This is a genomic window from Lentzea sp. HUAS12 (genome assembly GCF_024125735.1).
Taxonomy (GTDB): domain Bacteria; phylum Actinomycetota; class Actinomycetes; order Mycobacteriales; family Pseudonocardiaceae; genus Lentzea; species Lentzea albida.
Window position 1 is genome coordinate 8,413,575 of sequence record NZ_CP099738.1, and the last position, 19,893, is coordinate 8,433,467.

General features: G+C 69.9%; 21 protein-coding genes. 15 read left to right on the forward strand and 6 right to left on the reverse strand.

All coding sequences use genetic code 11. The features are described from left to right. Positions 1–231 precede the first annotated feature (231 nt). From ND450_RS39430 to mnmA, 5 genes are read left to right on the forward strand one after another with little or no spacing between them, the layout of a single operon-like run. Entirely contained in the window at positions 232–1,005 is a 774-nt protein-coding gene (locus ND450_RS39430; RefSeq protein ID WP_253323176.1) for a GNAT family N-acetyltransferase, read from the forward strand. Next, entirely contained in the window at positions 1,002–1,874 is an 873-nt protein-coding gene (locus ND450_RS39435) for a 1-acyl-sn-glycerol-3-phosphate acyltransferase (protein WP_253323177.1), read from the forward strand. Before ND450_RS39430 ends, ND450_RS39435 begins: the two co-directional genes overlap by 4 nt. Next, positions 1,831–3,174, forward strand: a complete 1,344-nt coding sequence (locus ND450_RS39440; RefSeq protein ID WP_253323178.1) for an MFS transporter — start codon at positions 1,831–1,833, stop codon at positions 3,172–3,174. The genes ND450_RS39435 and ND450_RS39440 overlap by 44 nt, the downstream gene beginning before the upstream one ends. Further along, a complete protein-coding gene (locus ND450_RS39445; protein WP_253323179.1) occupies positions 3,174–4,343 on the forward strand; it encodes a cysteine desulfurase family protein in 1,170 nt (389 codons plus the stop codon). Before ND450_RS39440 ends, ND450_RS39445 begins: the two co-directional genes overlap by 1 nt. After that, the gene (gene mnmA, locus ND450_RS39450) at positions 4,340–5,422 is read left to right on the forward strand and encodes a tRNA 2-thiouridine(34) synthase MnmA (protein WP_253323180.1); all 1,083 of its coding nucleotides are present in this window, start codon (positions 4,340–4,342) and stop codon (positions 5,420–5,422) included. The genes ND450_RS39445 and mnmA overlap by 4 nt, the downstream gene beginning before the upstream one ends. A gap of 214 nt (positions 5,423–5,636) precedes the next feature. On the opposite strand, the gene ND450_RS39455 is transcribed toward mnmA, so the two are convergent. Further along, on the reverse strand, positions 5,637–6,488 hold the full coding sequence (locus ND450_RS39455; RefSeq protein WP_253323181.1) for a serine/threonine dehydratase: 852 nt from the start codon (positions 6,486–6,488) through the stop codon (positions 5,637–5,639). Continuing rightward, entirely contained in the window at positions 6,485–6,988 is a 504-nt protein-coding gene (locus ND450_RS39460; RefSeq protein ID WP_253323182.1) for a DUF6584 family protein, read from the reverse strand. The genes ND450_RS39455 and ND450_RS39460 overlap by 4 nt, the downstream gene beginning before the upstream one ends. 36 nt (positions 6,989–7,024) lie before the next feature. Between ND450_RS39460 and ND450_RS39465 the strand changes: the two genes are divergently transcribed. Together ND450_RS39465 and ND450_RS39470 are read left to right on the forward strand one after the other, a co-directional pair. After that, positions 7,025–8,167 carry a hypothetical protein gene (locus ND450_RS39465; protein ID WP_253323183.1) on the forward strand — a complete coding sequence of 381 codons (1,143 nt, stop codon included), beginning with the start codon at positions 7,025–7,027 and terminating at the stop codon, positions 8,165–8,167. 38 nt (positions 8,168–8,205) lie between these two features. Beyond that, entirely contained in the window at positions 8,206–8,592 is a 387-nt protein-coding gene (locus ND450_RS39470) for a hypothetical protein (protein WP_253323184.1), read from the forward strand. A gap of 253 nt (positions 8,593–8,845) precedes the next feature. Here ND450_RS39470 and ND450_RS39475 read toward each other — a convergent pair whose 3' ends face one another. After that, the gene (locus ND450_RS39475) at positions 8,846–10,180 is read right to left on the reverse strand and encodes a cellulose binding domain-containing protein (RefSeq protein WP_253323185.1); all 1,335 of its coding nucleotides are present in this window, start codon (positions 10,178–10,180) and stop codon (positions 8,846–8,848) included. Positions 10,181–10,319: 139 nt separating this feature from the next. Here ND450_RS39475 and ND450_RS39480 point away from each other — a divergent pair, with 139 nt between their 5' ends. Beyond that, entirely contained in the window at positions 10,320–11,369 is a 1,050-nt protein-coding gene (locus ND450_RS39480; RefSeq protein ID WP_371927537.1) for a methionine synthase, read from the forward strand. Between the two features lie 92 nt (positions 11,370–11,461). Then, entirely contained in the window at positions 11,462–13,315 is a 1,854-nt protein-coding gene (locus ND450_RS39485) for a glycoside hydrolase family 9 protein (RefSeq protein WP_253323187.1), read from the forward strand. Between the two features lie 54 nt (positions 13,316–13,369). Here ND450_RS39485 and ND450_RS39490 read toward each other — a convergent pair whose 3' ends face one another. Continuing rightward, positions 13,370–13,849: a GNAT family N-acetyltransferase gene (locus tag ND450_RS39490; protein ID WP_253323188.1), complete on the reverse strand. Its 480-nt coding sequence runs from the start codon at positions 13,847–13,849 to the stop codon at positions 13,370–13,372. Positions 13,850–13,914: 65 nt separating this feature from the next. Here ND450_RS39490 and ND450_RS39495 point away from each other — a divergent pair, with 65 nt between their 5' ends. The 6 genes from ND450_RS39495 to ND450_RS39520 all read left to right on the forward strand — a co-directional run bounded on the left by ND450_RS39495 (position 13,915) and on the right by ND450_RS39520 (position 18,980). Beyond that, positions 13,915–14,430, forward strand: a complete 516-nt coding sequence (locus ND450_RS39495; protein ID WP_253323189.1) for a hypothetical protein — start codon at positions 13,915–13,917, stop codon at positions 14,428–14,430. Beyond that, positions 14,427–14,984, forward strand: coding sequence for a YdeI family protein (locus ND450_RS39500; protein ID WP_253323190.1), 558 nt, complete (start codon positions 14,427–14,429; stop codon positions 14,982–14,984). The genes ND450_RS39495 and ND450_RS39500 overlap by 4 nt, the downstream gene beginning before the upstream one ends. A gap of 5 nt (positions 14,985–14,989) precedes the next feature. Beyond that, positions 14,990–15,643, forward strand: a complete 654-nt coding sequence (locus ND450_RS39505; RefSeq protein WP_089925518.1) for a hypothetical protein — start codon at positions 14,990–14,992, stop codon at positions 15,641–15,643. 33 nt (positions 15,644–15,676) lie between these two features. After that, positions 15,677–17,785 carry an NAD-dependent DNA ligase LigA gene (gene ligA, locus ND450_RS39510; protein ID WP_371927539.1) on the forward strand — a complete coding sequence of 703 codons (2,109 nt, stop codon included), beginning with the start codon at positions 15,677–15,679 and terminating at the stop codon, positions 17,783–17,785. After that, on the forward strand, positions 17,778–18,266 hold the full coding sequence (locus ND450_RS39515; protein ID WP_253323191.1) for a GNAT family N-acetyltransferase: 489 nt from the start codon (positions 17,778–17,780) through the stop codon (positions 18,264–18,266). Before ligA ends, ND450_RS39515 begins: the two co-directional genes overlap by 8 nt. 207 nt (positions 18,267–18,473) lie before the next feature. Continuing rightward, entirely contained in the window at positions 18,474–18,980 is a 507-nt protein-coding gene (locus ND450_RS39520) for a hypothetical protein (RefSeq protein WP_253323192.1), read from the forward strand. On the opposite strand, the gene ND450_RS39525 is transcribed toward ND450_RS39520, so the two are convergent. Beyond that, a complete protein-coding gene (locus ND450_RS39525; RefSeq protein WP_253323193.1) occupies positions 18,969–19,385 on the reverse strand; it encodes an SWIM zinc finger domain-containing protein in 417 nt (138 codons plus the stop codon). The two genes, ND450_RS39520 and ND450_RS39525, sit on opposite strands and share 12 nt — an antisense overlap. A gap of 225 nt (positions 19,386–19,610) precedes the next feature. Continuing rightward, positions 19,611–19,835, reverse strand: coding sequence for a hypothetical protein (locus ND450_RS39530; RefSeq protein WP_089925728.1), 225 nt, complete (start codon positions 19,833–19,835; stop codon positions 19,611–19,613). Between the last annotated feature and the right edge of the window lie 58 nt (positions 19,836–19,893).

Consider the following 19,893-nt stretch of genomic DNA (forward strand, 5'->3'; position numbering starts at 1 on the left):
ATCGCGAACGGCGCGCCGGAGGACGAGCTCGGCCGGTGTCACTGCGGTCGCTGAGCGGCGCATGATGTGCTGAAACAGGCTGGAACGCGGCACTTGTGACCGTCTCGCAACCGGAATCGCCCCACATCACCCGGGCAGTCGCGCGGACAACCAGGGGTTAACCCACCTGCCACTGACCGGTCATCGTTCTGACCTGCTGCGATTAGCCGACCCGGCTTCACCCTGGTTCGCATGACGCAGCCGGAACTGCTTGTCAGCACCCCCGTCCAGCAGGACGCGGACGCACCCCGCTACTCCCTCCTCGTCGCCCGTGACAGCGAAGAAGTCGTCGCCGCGCAGAGACTGCGCTACGAGGTGTTCGCCGGTGAGATGGGGGCGACGCTGCACACCGGCGTGCCCGGCCACGACGTCGACGAGTTCGACGAGCACTGCGACCACCTCGTGGTGCGCGACGACCGCAACGGCGAGATCGTCGGCGGCTACCGGATGCTGCCGCCCGAGCGGGCCAGGGAAGCCGGAAGGCTTTACAGCGACGGCGAGTTCGACCTCTCCAACCTCGACGCGATCCGGCACGGCACCGTCGAGACCGGTCGTTCGTGCGTGCACCCCGACCACCGCAACGGTGCCGTCGTCAGCCTCGTGTGGGCCGGCATCGCGCGGTACATGTTGCTGAGCGGGCACAAGTGGCTCGTCGGGTGCGCGTCGATCCCCTTGCAGGACGGCGGAACGCTCGCGGCCGGTGTGTGGGACACCGTGCACGCCAAGCACTACGCGCCCGAGCGGTACCGCGTCACGCCGCACCACCCGTGGGACGTCGACTCGGTCGTGCGGCCGGAGAAGACCGTGGTGCCGCCGCTGCTCAAGGGGTACCTGCGGCTCGGCGCCAAGATCTGCGGACGGCCCGCGCTCGACGCGGACTTCGGCGTCGCCGACCTCTTCATCCTGCTCGGCATGGACGAGATCGACCAGCGCTACCTGAAGTTCTTCCTGGGGGAGACGCCATGAGCCACGCGTGGATGCCCGCGTCACCGTGTGGTGACGGGTGCGTCGGCAGCGCGCCGGACGAGGTCGGCAGGCTCCGCCAGACCTGGCGGGCGGTCACGGCGGTGACGGCGATCCTCTGCGGCGTCACCGTCGCCCTCGCGCTGCTCCTGCCCGGTCGGCAGCGGGAATGCGTTGTGCGGCTGTGGTTCCACGCCGTGCTCCGGGCGTTCGGCGTGAGGCTCGAGGTCCACGGCGCCAGGAGGTTCCAGGAGATCCCGAAGCGCGGGGTGCTCGTCGCGAGCAACCACGTGTCGTGGCTCGACGAGCTCGCTATCGACTCGGTGCAGCCGGTGAAGATCGTGGCCAAGAAGGACATCAAGAGCTGGCCCGTGCTCGGCCCGATCATCACGGCGGTGGGCACGGTCTACCTCGACCGGGAGAGGCTGCGCGAGCTGCCGCGGACCGTGGACGAGCTGGCCACGACTCTGCGCAACGGCAGTGCGGTCGCCATCCACGCCGAGGGCACGACGTGGTGCGGCCTTGCGTCCGGGCACTACAAGCCGGCGCTGTTCCAGGCCGCGCTCGACGCCGGTGTGCCGGTGCGGCCGATCGTGCTGCGCTACCGGATCGGCGACCACGTCACGACGCAGCCCGCGTTCATCGGCAGCGACACGCTGGTCGATTCCATCCGCCGGGTGCTCAAGGTCCGCGATCTGGTCGTCGAGGTCCACGTGCTGGACGAGATCGCTCCCGGACGTGCCGCCACGCGCAGGGAGCTGGCGAAACTTGCCCAAGAACAATCAAACCGCTTGACCTCGACCGAACTGGAGATTGCACCATCTACAGGTGACACTCACCGAGCCCGTACCGTCTCGCCTCTGGTCGCCTGAACGCCGCTGGCCCACGACGGGCATCCTCCTGCTGGTCACGCTCTTCGCCTTCGAGGCGATGGGCGTCGGCACGGCGATGCCCACGATGGTCCGCGACCTGAAGGGCGAGGCGCTGTACGCGTGGCCGTTCCTCGCGAACCTCGCGGCGAGCATCATGGCCACCGTCTTCTCCGGACGGCTCTCGGACCGCAGGGGACCCAAGCCCGCGATCCTGATCGGCGTGGTGCTGTTCCTCGCCGGGCTCGTGGTCGCGGGCATCGCCGGGAACATGGCGGTGCTGCTCGCCGGCCGGGTGCTGCAGGGCTTCGGCGTGGGCTTCCTGATCGTCGCCGTGTACGTGCTGATCGCGGTCGCCTACCCCGAGGACAGCAGGCCCGCCGTGTTCGGCGCGCTGTCCGCGGCCTGGGTGGTCCCGTCGCTGGTCGGGCCGGCCGTCGCGGGCTGGGCGACCGAGCACCTGAGCTGGCGGTGGGTCTTTCTCGCGATCATCCCGCTGGTGCTGTTCGGCATCGTGCTGCTCGTACCGGTCCTCAGGAAGGTCCCCCCGCACGCCGAGACGCCGCCGCAGCGCAAGCACCTGCCTCTCGCCGCCGTGGCCGTCGGTCTGGGCGTGGCGGGCCTGAGCTGGTCGTTGCAGCACCGCACGTGGTGGATGCTCGTGGTGGCGCTGCTGCTGCTCGCGCCCGCGTTGCGCATCCTGCTGCCCCAGGGCACGCTCATCGCCCGCCGCGGCCTCCCCGTCACGATCCTCGCGCGCGGCCTGCTCGCGGGCACGTTCTTCGCGGTCGAGGGCTTCATCCCGCTGACGCTGTCCGTCGTGCACGGCTACTCACCGCTCGAAGCGGGCATTCCGCTCACGCTGAGCGCCCTCGGCTGGGCCGGGGCGTCGATGTGGGCGTCGCGGCACCCCGAGATCGAACGCCACACGCTCGTGCGCACCGGGTTCCTGTTCGTGGCGACCGGTGTCGCGGCCGTGACGCTCATCGCACCCACGTGGGGTCCCGCGTTCCTCACACCGGTCCTGTGGGCCGTGGCGGGCGCCGGCATGGGCATGGCGACGTCCAGCGTCGGCGTGCTGATGATGGCCGCGTCGCCCGAGGCCGACCGGGGTTTCAACTCGGCGGCGCTGCAGCTCTCGGACATGCTCTTCTCCGCGACCATGATCGGACTCGGCGGCGTGCTCGTCGTGGCGACGGCGCCGACCGCGGGCGTGGTGGTGCTCAACCTGTCGATGGCGGCGTTGGCGGTGGTGGGAGCGGTTCTGACCGGCCCGCGGATGCGGGCTACGCTGAAGGCCTGATGGCTTATCTCGACCACGCGGCCACGACCCCCATGCACCCCGAGGCGGTCGCGGCCATGACCGAGGCGTTGTCCACCACGGGCAACGCCTCGTCGCTGCACACCTCCGGCAGGCGGGCGCGGCGCGCCGTCGAGGAGGCCCGCGAGGACATCGCCGACGCCCTGGGCGCCCGGCCGTCCGAGGTGCTGTTCACCGGCGGTGGCACCGAGAGCGACAACCTCGCCGTCAAAGGCATTTACTGGGCCGCCGGCCGCCGTCGCGTGCTCGCCTCGGCCGTCGAGCACCACGCCGTGCTGGACGCCGTCGAGTGGCTGGAGCAGCAGGGTGCGGACGTCACGTGGCTGCCCACCGACCGCTTCGGGCGGGTGTCGCCGGAGTCGGTCGCCGACGCGCTGGACGACGACGTGGCGCTCGTCACCACGATGTGGGCGAACAACGAGGTCGGCACCATCAACCCCGTGCACGACATCGCGCGCGTGTGCGCGGAGCGCGGTGTGCCGTTCCACACGGACGCGGTGCAGGCCGTGGGCGCCGTCCCGGTCGACTTCGCCGCGTCCGGCGCCTCCGCGCTGACCATGACCGGCCACAAGGTCGGCGGTCCGTACGGCGTCGGCGTGCTGCTGCTCGCGCGGGACGTGAAGTGCACGCCGTTGATGCACGGCGGAGGCCAGGAGCGCGACGTGCGCTCCGGCACCCTCGACGTGCCGTCGATCGTCGGCCTGGCGCGCGCGGTGCGGATCTCGGTGGAGGAACAGGCCTCCCGTGCCGTGGAGATCGCGGCGCTGCGGGACGAGCTGATCGCGTCGGTGCGCGCCGTCGTGCCGGACGTGGTCGTGAACGGCGACCCGGTCGACCGCCTGCCGGGCAACGCGCACCTGACGTTCCCCGGCTGCGAGGGCGACAGCCTGCTGATGCTGCTCGACGCGAAGGGTGTCGAGGCCTCGACGGGCTCCGCGTGCACGGCCGGTGTCGCGCAGCCTTCGCACGTGCTGCTGGCGATGGACGTCGAACCGGCGCTGGCGCGCGGATCCCTGAGGTTCTCCCTCGGGCACACGTCGACGCGCGCGGATGTTGAACAACTCGCGGCGGTCATCGGCCCGGTGGTCGAGCGCGCGCGTACGGCAGGTCTGGCAGGCATGAGGCGTTCCCGGAAGGTGGTCAAGCAGTGAAGGTCCTCGCGGCGATGAGCGGTGGTGTCGATTCCGCGGTGGCGGCGGCACGGGCCGTCGAAGCGGGGCACGACGTGACGGGCGTGCACCTGGCGTTGTCGGCGAAGCCCGGCACGCTGCGCACGGGCGCACGCGGCTGCTGCACGATCGAGGACGCGCACGACGCCCGTCGAGCCGCCGACCTGATGGGCATCCCGTTCTACGTCTGGGACTTCGCCGAGCGCTTCACCGAGGAGGTCGTGGAGGACTTCGTCGCGGAGTACGCGGCGGGCCGCACGCCCAACCCCTGCCTGCGCTGCAACGAGCGGATCAAGTTCGAGGCGTTGCTGGACAAGGCGATCGCGCTGGGCTTCGACGCCGTCTGCACCGGCCACTACGCGCGCCTGGAGATGGTCGGCGGCCGTCCCGAGCTGCGCCGCTCCGCCGATCTCGGCAAGGACCAGTCGTACGTGCTGGCGTCGCTCACCGAGGAGCAGCTCTCGCACGCCATGTTCCCGCTCGGCGACACGACGAAGGACGAGGTGCGCGTCGAGGCGGCCGCGCGTGGCCTGTCGGTCGCGAAGAAGCCGGACAGCCACGACATCTGCTTCATCCCGGACGGCGACACGCAGAAGTTCCTGGCGGGCCGCATGGAGACCAAGCCGGGCCTGCTGATCGACGACGCGACCGGCGCGGTGCTCGGCCGGCACGCGGGCGTGCACGAGTTCACCGTCGGCCAGCGCAAGGGCCTCGGCCTCGACGGCCCGGCGCCCGACGGCCGCCCGCGGTACGTGCTGGCGCTGGAGCCGGTGTCGGGCACCGTGCGCGTCGGCGCGGTCGAAAAGCTCGCCGTGACGGAGATTTCGGCCTCGGCACCGGTCGCACACGTGGAGCTCGACGGACCCGTCGAGTGCGTCGCGCAGGTGCGGGCGCACGGCGGTACGGCTCCGGCGGTCGCCGAACTCGTCGACGGCGTGCTGCGGGTGCAGCTGAGGGAGCCGTTGAAGGGCGTGGCGCCCGGTCAGGCCGTGGCGATCTACCGCGAGGACGCGGCCGGGGACGTCGTGCTGGCCAGCGCGACCATCGACTCGACCCGCTAATTCGGTTGTAGGGCAGGACAAGGCGGATCTAGCGTTCGCCGGGTGACGTTCATCGACTCGGAGTTCGACCTCGCCGCGCGGGCTCGTACCGCGTTCCGGTGCTTCGTCGGTCCTGCGGACCGGCGGAAGCTGAACGGTCAGGCCCGTCGCGACGAGATGCCCGTGTGGGTCGTGTCGCCGTTGCGCCGGTTGGGTGCGCGCCGGTTCCGCAGGTCTAGCTGGGACGCCACTCCGAGTTCGCTCCGCACAGGAGCACGCAGGGCAGCTCAGTCGTCACGTCGCCCCTGAGGAACGCCGCGAACGCCGCCCCGGCCGCGGGCTCGACGGCGATCCGGAACTCCTCCCACAGGCGGTCGCGCGCCGCGAGGATCTCCGCGTCCGGCACCAGCAGCGAGGAAACGTTGTGCTGCTGGAGGATCTCCAGCGACAACGAGCCCGCGCGGGTGGCGCCCAGGGCGTCCGCCGCCACGGAGTCCACCACCGAGTCGACGGGTTCGCCGGCCTGCAGGGCGTTGTGCATCGCGCAGCAGTTCTCCGGCTCCACGGCGACGATGTGGCGCCCGCCGGACGCCAGCGCGGCGCCCGCGACCAGTCCGCCGCCACCGACCGCGATGAAGATCGTGTCGACGTCCGGGGCGTCCTCGACGATCTCCTGGGTGACCGTGGACTGGCCCTCGATGACCGGTCGGGCGTTGTACGCCTCGATGTAGGGCAGGTCGAGCTCGCGCGCGGCCGCGGCGGCTTCGGCGTACGTGGTGCCGTGGCGGATCAGCTTGGCGCCCAACGCCTCGATGCGCCTCGTCTTGGTCTCCGGCGCGGTCACCGGGACGAACACGGTGGCGTGCGCGCCGAGCAGCTGCGCGGCCTGGGCGACGGCGATGCCGTGGTTGCCGCCGGACGCGGTGACGACCTCGGAGGCGTTCAGGGACAGCAGGGTGTTGACGGCGCCGCGCAGCTTGAACGAGCCGGTGAGCTGGAGGTGCTCGAGCTTGAGCACGAGCGGGCGCCCGTCCACCGCGACGCGCATGATCGGGGTGCGGCGGACGTACTGCGACAGCGTTCTCATGAGACCAGCTTCCACAAGAACTGCACGAGAGTCACGATGCCCAGCAGGAAACACACCAGGACGAACGTGCCGCCGACCATCACGATCAGGCAGGCGCCCCAGGACGTCTCCTGGTCCGGGGTCGCGTCCAGCTCGCGTTGCAGCTCCAGCTGGGCGTCCCGGTGCAACGACGCGAGCCGGCTGCGCGCGGTCTCGGTGGGCGCCTCGTCGACCCGGCCCTGCCATGAGAGCGCGACCAGGCGGGCGTCCGCGCGGCGGTAGGCGTGTTCGAACGCCTGGAGCTCCTCGGGGTCGCGTTCGTCGGAGAGGTAGGTCCAGCGGCCCGCCTGGGCCGGCTGGCCGAGCACCCGGTAGACCTCGGCGAGCCGTTCGCGCAGGTCCAGCCGCTGCGGGTAGGTGCCCACGAGTCCGGCGACGCGCTGACGTGCGCGCAGGACGCTGGCGAGGTCGCCTCGGCGCAGTTCCTCGGCCGCTTTGTGGAGCGTCAGCTCTACCGGCATGTGAAACAGTTTTGCAGGTAGGGCTAGCTTTGACCCGTGTTCGGCCTATCGCTGCTGGTCTTCGGCCTCGCCTGGTGGCTGGGGCTCTACCTGCTCGCGCGCGATCCCCGCAAGCCGCTGTTGTGGTGGGCGGGCGCGGGGATGATCGGCTATTCGGTGGCGGTCGTCGCGCCACATCCGGTGGCCATCGGGGTGCCCGCACTCGCCTGGACGGGCGCGATCCTGTTGCTCGCCCGGCCGGAGTTGATCAGGTGGTGGCTGGTCGCGTTGCCGGCGTTCTTCGCGGCGTCGTTCTTCGCACCGTGGGTCGTGTTGCTTCCTTTGGCCACAGTCACAGTCCTAGCCATAAGGAAACGTGCTTATTTTTCACTCGTCGGGGTGATGTTCGGACTCTCCGCGGGTGCCTTCCTGCTCGGACTGCTCCCCGACGCGATCACGTTGCCGTCGCTCGGGATCGACGTGGTGGTCTTCGGCGTGCTCGTCGCCGTCACCGACGCGGTCGAGGAGGGCGAGGCGATCCGCGCGGACATGCTGCGGTCGCTCGTGATCTCCGGCTTCACCGCGGTCCTGTTCGGCTCCCAGGTGGTCTTCTTCGGCGGACCGGAGCCGCTCGTCTTCACGACGGTGGCGGCGGCGATCGCGGTCCAGGTGCTCGCGAACCCCCTCGCGTCTGTGGCCGACCGTCTAGCCGTGCCGGCCGTCGCGGCCCAACGAGCCGAACTGCGCGAGGCCGCCGAGTCGTTGCCCAGGAGGCGTCCGCTGATCACCGAGGACGAGGCGGAGTTCGCCCGGCTCACCCGCAAGGCGCTGAGCCACTACGGCGATCTCGGGAAACTGGTCGCGAGCCCGTTGATCGCGCTGACCGACGACGGCCCGCCTTTGGACCGGGCCGCGCAGTTGAAGAGCATGCTGCTCGCGAGCATTCAACGGCTGAAGCCTTCGGAAGGCGATTTCGGCACGAGTGACGAATGGCGTTACTACAACGCGGTCTACTTCTACTACGTCAAGGGAATCCGGCCGTATTCGGTCCGGACCAAGCGCGAGGACCTCGACGCCGAAGACCGCCGCGCGTTGCAGTGGTTCGTGACGCAGGTGCCCGAGCGCACCCTCCACAACTGGCAGAACGCCGCCGCGCGCCTGGTCGCGGCGGACCTGCTGGCAGGAGTTGGCAGCGCTTGACGTGGCTTTGGCAGCGTTCGGGCGGCCATCGTCGGGCCATGCTGAAATTCGCCTTGAAACTCGACGGTGTCGCTTCGTTCGCACTCGGCCTGCTGACCCTGCTGATCCGCCCGGAAGTGGGGATGCCGGTCGCCTGGCAGGTCGGACTCGGTTCTTTCTGCGTCGTTTACGGCGTGGGGGTCTTCTTCCTGGGAACCCGCGAGGTCCCGGACCGCCGAATCGTCCTCCTCGTCATCATCGGGAACGCGGTCTGGGCACTCGACAGCGTTCTCACCGCGACCCTGGGGTGGTTCCCGCTCACCGGTGCGGGCGTCGCGCTGGTGCTCGCCCAGGGACTCGCGGTGCTCGGCTTCGCGGTGCTCCAGGCCGTCGGGCTGAGGAGCACGGCGGCCCCGAGCCGGCCGCTGTCACGATCTGCCGCCTGACCGCAGGACCAGTCGTTCGTGGCAGTGCAATCACCCTGGCGGTGGTGTCACGCAGTGTTCGAGTCGTCTTACTGTCCGGATGCGTGATCGTTCAACATCGGAGGTGGTCACCATGGCTGGTTGTTCTTGCTGCGGCGGGTGTACGGGGCCCGGCTGCGGGTGCTGCAGCTCCTGCTGAGCGCCTTGATGAGATGAGGAAGGCCGTTGCGGGGACGGAAGTTCCCGCAACGGCCTTCGCTCTGCACGGGCGAGATCAGCCCGTGTAGGTCTTGAACAGGTTGGTGAACTCCCAGTTCGCCTGCGAGATGCCGCTGCACGTCGGCGAGACCCCGCCACCGGGGCAGCCCTTGTCCCGGCCCGCGGACCAGAACGCGACCCGTCCGACGTGGTTGGCCTTGGCGTAGTCGAGGACCTTGCGGGCGTCGTCCTGGGTCGTCGTCGGACCGGTGTCGTTGCGCCCGATCATCGGCGTGAGGCCCAGCAACGCCTTCAACTGCGCGTCGGACTTCGACGGCCAGATGGCGCGCATCTGACCGAGGGTGGCGTTCGCGGCGTTGACCATCGCGTCGCCCCAGTTGCCCGTGTAGCCGAAGTTCATCAGCATCGGGTTCACGAGCACCGTGACGCCCTTGGCGGCCGCGTCCTTGAGCACGTCGACCGAGTACGGGTCCATGCCGTAGTCCTGGCCCTGGATGCGCATCGTGTAGCTGACGGTGGTGCCGCGGGTGTCCTGGAGGCGCTTCAGGGCCGTGTTCACGACCGCCTGCGGGATGGTGGCTTCCACGTCCACGTCGATGCTGTTCGAGCCGACGGCGTCGAGCACCTTCACGTACGCGTTGTACAGCGCGTCGGCGGTCGAGCAGACGTGCTCCAGGTACGGGCCCATGGCGCCGCCGGTCGCGACGATGACGCTGCCGCCCGCCGCCTTCAGGGCCTTGGTGTCGTTCACGATGCGGCTGTCGTTCAACGGGACCGTGCCGCCCCACGCCGGGTCGCACCCGGCGGACGAGCCCAGCGCGAACGCGAGCGTGAAGTGCTTCTGGCCGGTCGCGTTGGCCACGTCTATCAGCGACGGCGTCGGCATCGTGATGTCGACGTACGGGGCAACGCGCGCGCTACCGGGCGTGGGCGGCACATCGGACCCCGTGGTGGTGGTCGGACCGCCGGTCGTGGTCGTCGTGGTGGTGGTCGTGGTGCCACCCCCACCGCCACACGGAATGCCGTTGAGCTTGCAGTTCGTCGGCACCGCCGAGCCGTTCACGAGGAAGCCGAAGCTCGTCGACGCGCCCGCGCCGATGTTGCCGTTGTACTCGCGGTTCGTGAACGTGTGGTGGTTGCCGCTGCTGGTCGCCGAGGCGTCCCAGAACGAGCCGAGCGTCGCGCCGGCGAGGTCGAACTCGAGTTTCCAGCTCGTCAGCGCGGTGGAGCCCGCGCTGATCGTGAACTTGCCCTGGTAGCCGGAGCCCCAGTTCGAGTCCTGGCTGAACGCCGCGGACTCGCCGGCGGCGGAGGCGGAGGGAGCGAGCGCGACGAGTCCGGCCACGAGTGCGGTGGCGGCCCCGGCGGCGAAAACGGCAAAGCGGGCCATCGGGTGGGTCCTTCCGGCAGGGGAGGAAGGGAGTGGTGCAGGACCGCGGGGCGCGTCGCGGTCCTACACCACGTGCAGGGAGGCGCCCGTACGTTCAGCGCCTGCTCGATCACGGTAAGTGGCCTAGACCATAGCGTCAATGGGTCTAGACCTCTTCTGTCCGCCGGACAGTGGAACAATTCGGTGGGTGCGTGGAGCAACTGGAATCGGATCGCTGCCCGGAACCGACATCGACGAGGCGGCGCGCGTCGTCGTCGGAGAGCTGCCTGAGCTGCCGCACGTCCCGGAGCTGCCTGCGCGGGGAGTCGGCGCGGACGTCATCGGCCGCACCGCCGGCCTGCTCGTCGACCTCGCGATCGAGGTCATCACGTCCGGCTACCGCGTGACGCCGCGCCCCGGCCGTGACCACCGGCGTGCCGTCGACCTGCTGCGCGGCGACCTCGACGCGTTCGACGAGGCCCTGGAACGCGCGGGCGCGCGGCCGGAGACGGTCAAGGTGCAGGCCGCCGGGCCGTGGACGCTGATGTCGAACATCGAACTGATGCGCGGCCATCGCGTGCTCACGGACCCCGGTGCGGTGAAGGAGTTCGCCGAGTCGCTCGCCGAGGGCCTGCGGCAGCACGCCGCCGAGGTCGCCAAGCGCACGAAGGCGAAGGTCGTCGTGCAACTCGACGAACCGGGGCTGCCGGCGGTGCTGCAGGGCCTGCTGCCGACACCGTCGAAGCTCGGCACCGTTCCCGCGGTGCCCGGACCGGACGCCCGTGCGGTCCTTGCAACCGTCATCGAGGCGTTGAAGGACCACGAGGTGATGGTGCACTGCTGCGCGCCGCACCCGCCGTTGACGCTGCTGCGGGAGGCCGGTGCGAGCGCCATCGCGTTCGACGTCGGCCTGATCAAGGGGGCGGAGGCGCTCGACGAGATCGGCGAGACCTGGGAGGCGGGCACGACGCTCGCGCTCGGGCTGGTGCCGAGCGTCGACCCCGGCACCCCGGTGACGCTGAAGGACGTCGGGCAGCGGGCGTTCACCCTGGTCGACCGCCTCGGCTTCCCGCGGTCGATCCTCGCCGAGAAGGCGCTGCCCACTCCGACGTGCGGTCTGGCGGGTGCGTCGTCCGCCTGGGTCAAACGGTCGCTTTCGCTGACCCGTGACCTGTCCTCGGCGTTCTCGGAGCCTCCCGAGGGCTGGTGATGTCCGGTTTGTGGAGCTAGTCTGCTGCGAACTATTAGGAAACTTTCTTAACCGAAGGCCGATCGCCGAGGCCTGGACCGGGAGTTCCTCACATGCGCATCAGACGTGCGGCGCTCGTCGCCGCAGTGCTCACAGGCGTGGTCGTGGCGCCTGCACAGGCCGCGCCCAGCAGCCACATCAGGCTGGACCAGGTCGGATTCGGCAACTCCGAGCCGAAGCACGCCTACGTGCTCGGAGGCGCCGCCGGCACGAAGTTCTCCGTCGTGGACAGCCGTGGCCGCACGGTGCTGACCGGGAAGACGGGGGCGTCGACGGGGTCGTGGAGCGACAAGTACCCGGCGGTGCACCCGATCGACTTCTCCCAGCTGAAGCGGTCGGGCACCTACCGGATCAAGGTCGGTACCGCGACCTCGCCGGCCTTCAAGGTCGACTCGCTGGAGAAGCTGTTCTCGCCGGTCGCGCACAACACCGTCGAGTTCTTCCAGGCGCAGCGCGACGGCGCCGACGTGATCCCGGGCAGGCTGAACCGCAAGCCCGCGCACCTCACGGACCGCGAGGCCCTCGTGTACGAGACGCCGGTGTTCGCGGGCGAGGGCGGCGACCAGATCGCGGCACCGCTGAAGCCGACCGGGGCCGAGGTCGACCTGGAGGGCGGCTGGTTCGACGCGGGTGACTTCGTGAAGTTCACGCACGCCTCGTCGTACTCCACCGCGTCGATGCTGCTGGCGTTGCGCAACAAGCACGACGACGCGCTGTACGAAGAGGCGAAGTTCGGCCTCAAGTGGCTCGACAAGGCGTGGGACGAGAAGACCGGCACGCTCTACGCGCAGGTCGGCATCGGCACCGGCTCCGAGGAGTTCGGCTTCGTCGGCGACCACGACGTGTGGCGCCTGCCCGAGGCCGACGACAGGTTGAACGTCAAGCCGGGCGACAGCGAGTACTACATCAAGCACCGCCCGGTGTTCCGCGCGAACGCCGCCGGCGAGAAGATCAGCCCGAACCTCGTCGGCCGCGTGGCCGGGTCGTTCGCGCTGGCCGCGCAGATCGAGTCCCGTAAGAACCCGCGGGTCGCGCGTTCCTACCTGGACAAGGCCGCGCAGCTCTTCGCCCTCGCCAAGACCACGGACGTCGGCGAGCTCGTGACGGCGTTCCCGCACGCGTACTACCCCGAGGAGTCGTGGACCGACGACCTGGAGTTCGGCGCCACCCAGCTCGCGCTGGCTGCGAAGGCGTTGAACGACAAGCGCTACACCGAGTTCGCGCGTGCCGCCACGCACTGGGCCAAGGAGTTCCTGGCCACCGGTGACCCGGACACGTTGAACGTCTACAACATCTCCGCTCTGGGCCACGCCGACCTCGCGCCGTTGCTCAAGAAGGGCGTTCCCGGTGCCGAGGTGACCGAGAAGCAGGTCGTCGGGGACATCCAGCGGCAGCTGCGCAAGGGCGTGGACGCCGCCAGGACCTCGCCGTTCCGCACCGCCGCCAACGTCGAGACCTGGGACGTCGGCTCGCGCACGTTCGGCTACATCACCACGGCCGCGCTCTACCAGAAGCTGACCGGCGACAAGACGTACGCGACGTTCGGCACGCAGCAGCGCGGCTTCGCCCTCGGCACCAACGCCTGGGGCACCTCGCTGATCGTCGGTGTCGGCACGAAGTTCCCCGAGTGCCCGCACCACCAGGCCGCGAACCTCTCCGGCTCGCCGAACGGCGGCTCGAAGGTGCTGGTCGGCGCCGTGATCAACGGCCCGAACGACGCGTCCCTGTTCGGCGATCTCGGTGAGATGCCGCCGGGATCCGTCGACTGCACCAAGCCGTACACGCTCGAGTTCAACTCCGCGAAGTCCGTGTTCGCCGACGACCTGCGCTCGTGGCCGAGCTCCGAGCCGGCGATCGACTTCACGGCGACGGGTGTGCTCGGCTTCTCGCTGATCGCGAACTCCTGAGCGGTGCCGGCGCGGGTGTCCACTCCGGACGGGCACTCGCGCCGGCCCTCCGGCTCAGAGCCGGTCGAACGGCTTCGCGTACCGGAACTCGCCCGGCGCGACGTCCCCGAACAGCCGCGCCTGGAAGTGCGGCGCCCACGCGGGATCCGGCGGCGTGATGCCGAACTCCGAGGCGAGCCGGAAGCCGAACCGCGGGTAGTAGACCGGCGAACCCAGCAGGATGACGGCCTTCTCACCACGGGCCTCGGCCGCGCCCAGCACGGCGTGCATCAACGCGGACCCGATCCCGGCGCGCTGGTGCGACGGGTGCACCGCGATCGGCCCGAGCCCGAGCGCCGGTGTGTCGCCGACGTACCCGCGCGTGCACACGACGTGGCCCAGCACGGTGTCCTCCACCAGCGACAACTCCGGGATCCAGCCTTCGTCGGCCCGCAACCAGTCGATCAGCGGAGCCTCTGGCCCGTCCTTGAAGGCCAGGTTGGTGACCGTGCGGATGGCGTCGATGTCTGCGGGTGTCTCCCGCCGGATCAGCATGACCCCGCACTGTGGTCAACCGCGTCGCCGCGCGCCACCGAGTTTCCGCCGCCATAATCCGCAGCGTGGTCGTGAGACGGACCGTGATGGTGTGCGTACTTGCCGTGGTGGCTTATCTCGCCGTGTGGTGGATGTTCAGCGAAGAAGAGGAACCCGCGCAGGCGACACAAACCTTCGTCACCGACTACTCCAAGGTGGAGAAGGGCAGTTGCGTGCGGTTCACGGGCCCCGGTGAGAACGACCAGGGCCTGACCGTCGTCGACTGCGCGGGCGCCAAGGCGGCGCTGAGGGTCGGGACGGCCCTCACCGAGACCAGCGGCGCGTGCCCGCGCGGTGACTACAAGGTGTTGCGCGACACCAGGAACAACGCGGCGCTGTGCCTGATGCCCAACGCCGCCAGGGGTGACTGCTTCGAGTACGACACCGGCGACCTGCAGAGGTCCGTCGTGTCCAAGTTCGACTGCGCGGCGCCGCGGGCGAACGTGCAGGTGGTGGACGTGGCGCGGGAAAGTTGCCCCGCGGAGGCGGAGTTCGGTGTTCCCTATGAGGAGATGACGCTCTGCCTGAGGAGGGTGCGTTGATCGTCTTCGAGGGGCCAGCGGAGTTCGACGCGTGGCTGCACGAGAACGGCGCCACGGAGACCGAGCTGTGGCTCAAGTACGCCAAGAAGGGCTCGGGGCTCAAGACCATCACCTACGACGAGGCGCTGGACGTCGCCTTGTGCCACGGGTGGATCGACGGACTCGTGCGGTCCGTGGACGAGACCTACTACTCGCAGCGCTGGACACCGCGCAAGGCGCGCAGCAGGTGGTCCAAGCGCAACTGCGGCAAGGTGGAGGAACTGATCGCGGCGGGGAAGATGCTGCCCGCGGGGCTCAAGGAGATCGAGAAGGCCAAAGCGGACGGACGCTGGGACGCGGCCTACGCGGGACCGGCCACGATCGAGGTGCCGGACGACCTCACCGAGGCCCTGAACGCCAATCCGGTGGCCGCGGAGTTCTTCAAGACGCTCAACAGCCAGAACAGGTATGCCGTGCTGCTGCGCATCCACGACGCGAAGAGGCCGGAGACGCGGCGGAAACGCATCGCCCAGTTCGTTCAAATGCTGGCGGAGGGCCGAAAGCTCTACTCTTGAGATCCATGAAGTGGTTCCGCCGTCGCAAAGCCGAAGAAGTCGTCCCCGACCACCTGCCGAACGCCGAAGAGGCCGCCCGGCGGTTCTGGGAGCGCTGGTTCGAGCTGGTGCCGGTGGTCAGCGCGGCGCTCGGCGACGGCGAGCCGCACCGGGTCGAGGACGACCTGCGGGACCTCGTGGACGTGTTGCACCCCGATCTGGCGTTCTCCCTCGAACAGGGCCACATGGCGATGTACGCGCTGGTGGTCACCGGGCAGGAGGACCCGAGGCTGCGCCCGTACACCGACGCGTGGATCGGCGCCGCGCCGCCGTCGGACATGGTGTGGGAGTTCCACGACTCGGTGCCGCCCGTGCCGGACCCGACCGAGGTGGTCGTGAACCTCGGGAAGGTGAAGATGAGGCTCGGCGACTACCGCGTGGTGGCCCAGGTGGACGGTGACGTCGTGGACGTCGCGGTCTACCACCCCGCCCTCGCGGACCTGAGCGACCAGCAGCGGCAGACGATGACGTTCCTGCCGCTGGACGTCACTCTCGGCGAGCGGCTGGCGGGGGAGCGGCTGCGGCGTGTGGAGACGGCGGAGCTCGAGCCGCAGGGCACGATCAGCCTGCTGGAGCTGCGTTCCCTCGTGCGGGAGCTCGCCGGCGTTTCGGACCGGTGAAAACTGTCAGACCTGGTCACTAAGCTGTCGGACGTGACCAGCGAGAGCCTTGAAGACGTCCCCGCGCAGGTGCGCGAGCGGCATGCCGTGCTCGCGGAAGAGGTGCGTTCGCACCAGTTCCGCTACTACGTGCTGGACGACCCGATCGTCACCGATGGTGAGTTCGACGCGTTGCTCAAGGAGCTCGAGGCGCTGGAGGCCGAGCACCCCGGCCTGGCGACGCCGGAGTCGCCGACCCAGCTCGTCGGCGGCACGTTCTCGACCGAGTTCAAGGCGGTCGACCACCTGGAGCGCATGCTCAGCCTCGACAACGTCTTCGCGCAGGACGAGCTGACGGCGTGGTTCGAGCGCGTCCAGAAGGAGATCGGCGCCGGCACGCACTTCCTGTGCGAGCTGAAGATCGACGGCCTCGCGATCAACCTGCTCTACGAGAAGGGCAAGCTCACGCGGGCGCTCACCCGCGGCGACGGCCGCACGGGTGAGGACGTGACCTTGAACGTCCGCACGATCGCGGACGTCCCGGTGGTGTTGAACGGCTCCGACGAGTACCCGGTGCCCGACCTGGTCGAGGTGCGCGGTGAGGTCTTCTTCGCGGTGGAGGACTTCCTGGCCCTGAACGCCTCGCTGGTCGAGCAGGGCAAGCCGCCGTTCGCGAACCCGCGCAACACCGCGGCGGGGTCCTTGCGGCAGAAGGACCCGAAGGTCACCGCGTCGCGCAGGCTGCGGATGATCTGCCACGGCATCGGCAAGACCGAGGGCTTCGACGCCGCCAGCCAGTCGCTCGCGTACGAGGCGCTGAAGTCGTGGGGCCTGCCGACGTCACCGCACACCGAGGTGCTCACCGACCCGGCGGACGTCCGCAAGAAGGTCGAGTACTGGGGCGAGCACCGGCACGACGCGGTGCACGAGATCGACGGCCTGGTGATCAAGGTCGACGAGGTGGCGTTGCAACGTCGCCTGGGCACGACGTCGCGCGCGCCGCGGTGGGCCATCGCCTACAAGTACCCGCCGGAAGAGGCGACGACGACGTTGCTCGACATCCAGGTCCAGGTCGGCCGCACGGGCCGCGTGACGCCGTTCGCGCTGATGGAGCCGGTGAAGGTGGCGGGCTCGACGGTCGCGCGCGCCACGCTGCACAACGCCTCGGAGGTCAAGCGCAAGGGCGTGCTGATCGGCGACCGCATCGTCATCCGCAAGGCGGGCGACGTGATCCCCGAGGTGCTCGGCCCGGTGCTGGCCGCGCGCCCGGCCGACGCGCGCGAGTTCGAGATGCCGACGCGTTGCCCGGAGTGCAACTCGGTGCTGCGGCCGATGAAGGAGGGCGACGTCGACATCCGCTGCCCCAACGCGGAGACGTGCCCCGGTCAGCTGCGCGAACGCCTGGCGTACCTGGCCTCCCGCGCGGCGCTCGACATCGAGGTGCTCGGGTACGAGGCCGCGGCCGCGATCACCGAGTCCACGATCTACATCAACGAGGCCGACCTGTTCGACCTCGACGCGGAGGCGTTGCGGCAGGTCGAGCGCTTCACCACGAAGAACGGCGAGCTGTCCGCGAACGCGCTGAAGCTGGTCGACAACCTGGAGGCGGCGAAGGAGCGTCCCCTGTGGAGGGTGCTGGTCGCGCTGTCGATCCGGCATGTCGGCCCGACGGCGGCCCGCGCGCTGGCGCAGCAGTTCGGCTCGATGGACGCGATCCTCGAAGCGCCAGAAGAAGCGCTGGCGGGCGCCGAAGGCGTGGGCCAGACCATCGCGACGGCCGTGGTGGAATGGCGGGAGACGGAGTGGCGCCAGGGCGTCGTGGAGCGCTGGCGGGCCGCGGGCGTGCGGATGGAGGACGAGCGCGACGCGTCCATCGTGCGCAACCTGGAAGGCCTGTCCATCGTGGTCACCGGCTCGTTGACGGAGTTCTCACGTGACTCGGCGAAGGAGTCGATCCTCGCCCGCGGCGGCAAGGCGGCCGGTTCGGTGTCCAAGAAAACGGCTTTCGTCGTGGTCGGCGACTCGCCAGGATCCAAGTACGACAAGGCCGTCTCGCTGAAGGTCCCCGTCCTCGACGAGGATGGCTTTCGCGTCCTGCTGGCGCAGGGCCCGGACGCCGCGCGGGAGGTAGCCCTGCCCACCGAGGAAGGCTCAGATGGCTGATTTGATCATCCGCCCGGCAACGGAGGCCGACCTGGAAGCGGTCGGCGCCGTCACGGTCGAGGCGTACAGGGCGGACGGCGTGGTGAGCGGCGACTACGCGAAGGTGCTCGCCGACGCCACCTCCCGCTTCCGCGACGCCGAGGTGGTCGTCGCCCAGGACGAGTCCGGCACCGTCCTGGGCACGGTGACGGTCGTGCACCCCGGCACGCCGTACGCGGAGATCTCCCGCCCAGGCGAACTGGAGTTCCGCATGCTGGCGGTCTCGGCGGCGGCCCGCGGCCGAGGTGTCGGCGAGACCCTGGTGCGCGCGGTGATCGACAGGGCGCGCGAGGCCGGCGCGACCCACGTGGTCCTGTCGTCGTCGGAGAAGATGCTGGCGGCGCACCGGCTCTACGAGCGGCTGGGGTTCACCCGCCTGCCGGACCGCGACTGGTCGCCGACACCCGGACTCAAGCTGGTCGCCTACGAGATGCCGGTCTGAACAACCGGCGCCCGCGGTCGCGGGCTCGGCTTGGGCGTGCCGGTCTGAGCGACCGGCGTCCGCGGTCGCGCGCCCTGGCTTCGGCGGGCCGACCCGAACAACTCACGTCCGCGGCCGCGGACCCTCGGCTTCGGCGCGCCCGTCTGAGCAACCAGCTCTCACGCCCGCGCGTCCCCACCCCATGGCGCCGCGGATGGGGGTTCGCGAATGAGATCGGTCATCCTGCTCGTACCGGCGTTGCTCGCGGGAGCGTCCGCCGCGCCGGTAGGTCTGCCGGACCAGGACCGGAGCCGGCTCGAGGAGCTGGCTCACGCGTACCTGCAAAGGCGGGCGGACAAGGTGACGGACGCGCCGCCAGCGCCCGGCTTCGGTGTGCCGACCACGCCGGAACTGGCCGCGCGACTGGCCGGTCACGAGGTGGCACTCGGCACGGCCAAGGCGTCAACCCGCACCCGCTACCGGGCGGCGGTGGTCAGGACCCAGGCCGAACGGTTCCACGCCGACCAGACGGGCCGGGTCGTCGTGGCCAGGGTCCACGAGCACACCGAGCTGCACTTCGCCGAACCGGGCCCGGTGCCGCACACCGCGTACGGCCTGCCCCACCTGCTCACGTTCAGCCGCTCGGGTGCCGGCTGGCTGCTCAGCGACGTCGCACTCGGCCACTACAAGCACTGCGCGCTGCTGCCGGAGACGCAACGACCGTCAGAGTGCTGAGATGATCCGCGCCCGCAGCTTGGAGTCGCCGGCGGCCTGTTCGTACAGCAGGTCCCGCAGCACGTCGGGCGGCAGCGATCTCAGCACGTCCTTGAGCTCGACGTCCTCGGCATCCGGCGGCGGCACCGTCTCGCCCCGGTCCAGCAGCACCAGCCCGACCGCCACGCAGTGCTTGCAGAAGAACCCCTCGGACCCGTGCGGACAACTGCACGCCCCCACCAGCTGCGTCCCCGACCACGACAGCTCCACGGCGTACGCGTCCTCGTCACCACCCCGCACCCGCGCGGCCACGTGACGGCTGTGCACCCGCAGGGACAACACGGCTTCGCGGTAGGTCAGGCCGCGCCAGTACGACTTGGTGCCCGCGCGGTGCAGCAGCAGCTCGGTGGTGAGGGTCGTCGACACGGGGGTCATCCAACCGGGTGACCGCAGAAAGGATCAACATGATCGCGATCGGTCCACCGGAACCCGAGGACAGCTCCAGCTGAGAGCAGTTCCAGGCGGACTACTGCATCCACGTCCAACGCTCTGGCGAGGACGTCCGCTACCAGCGAGACCTCGAGGCGCGCGCCTCGTCGAGGCGGTGGCGGACCGAGCGAAGCCGCGGTCCACCCGCTACCGCACAGCTGTCTAACGGGCCGTCGCCTCCAGGTCCAGCAAGGTCACGGCCGCGCGGAAGTACTTGTTGGTGCCCAGGTCGCGCACCGTCTTGATGTTGAACGCCGCCTTCAGCTTCTCCGCGTCGCCGGGGCTCACGCCCTGCAGCGCGTCGACGGGGGCGTCCAGGATCTCGGTGAGCGGGAGGTTCTCGTAAGCCTTGTCGAGGAGCATGTCGAGGTTCACGGTGACGGCCATGATCTTCATCCCTCCGGGAAGTGGGCGATCACGGCAGATTCTGGGGTCAGTCCGGAGA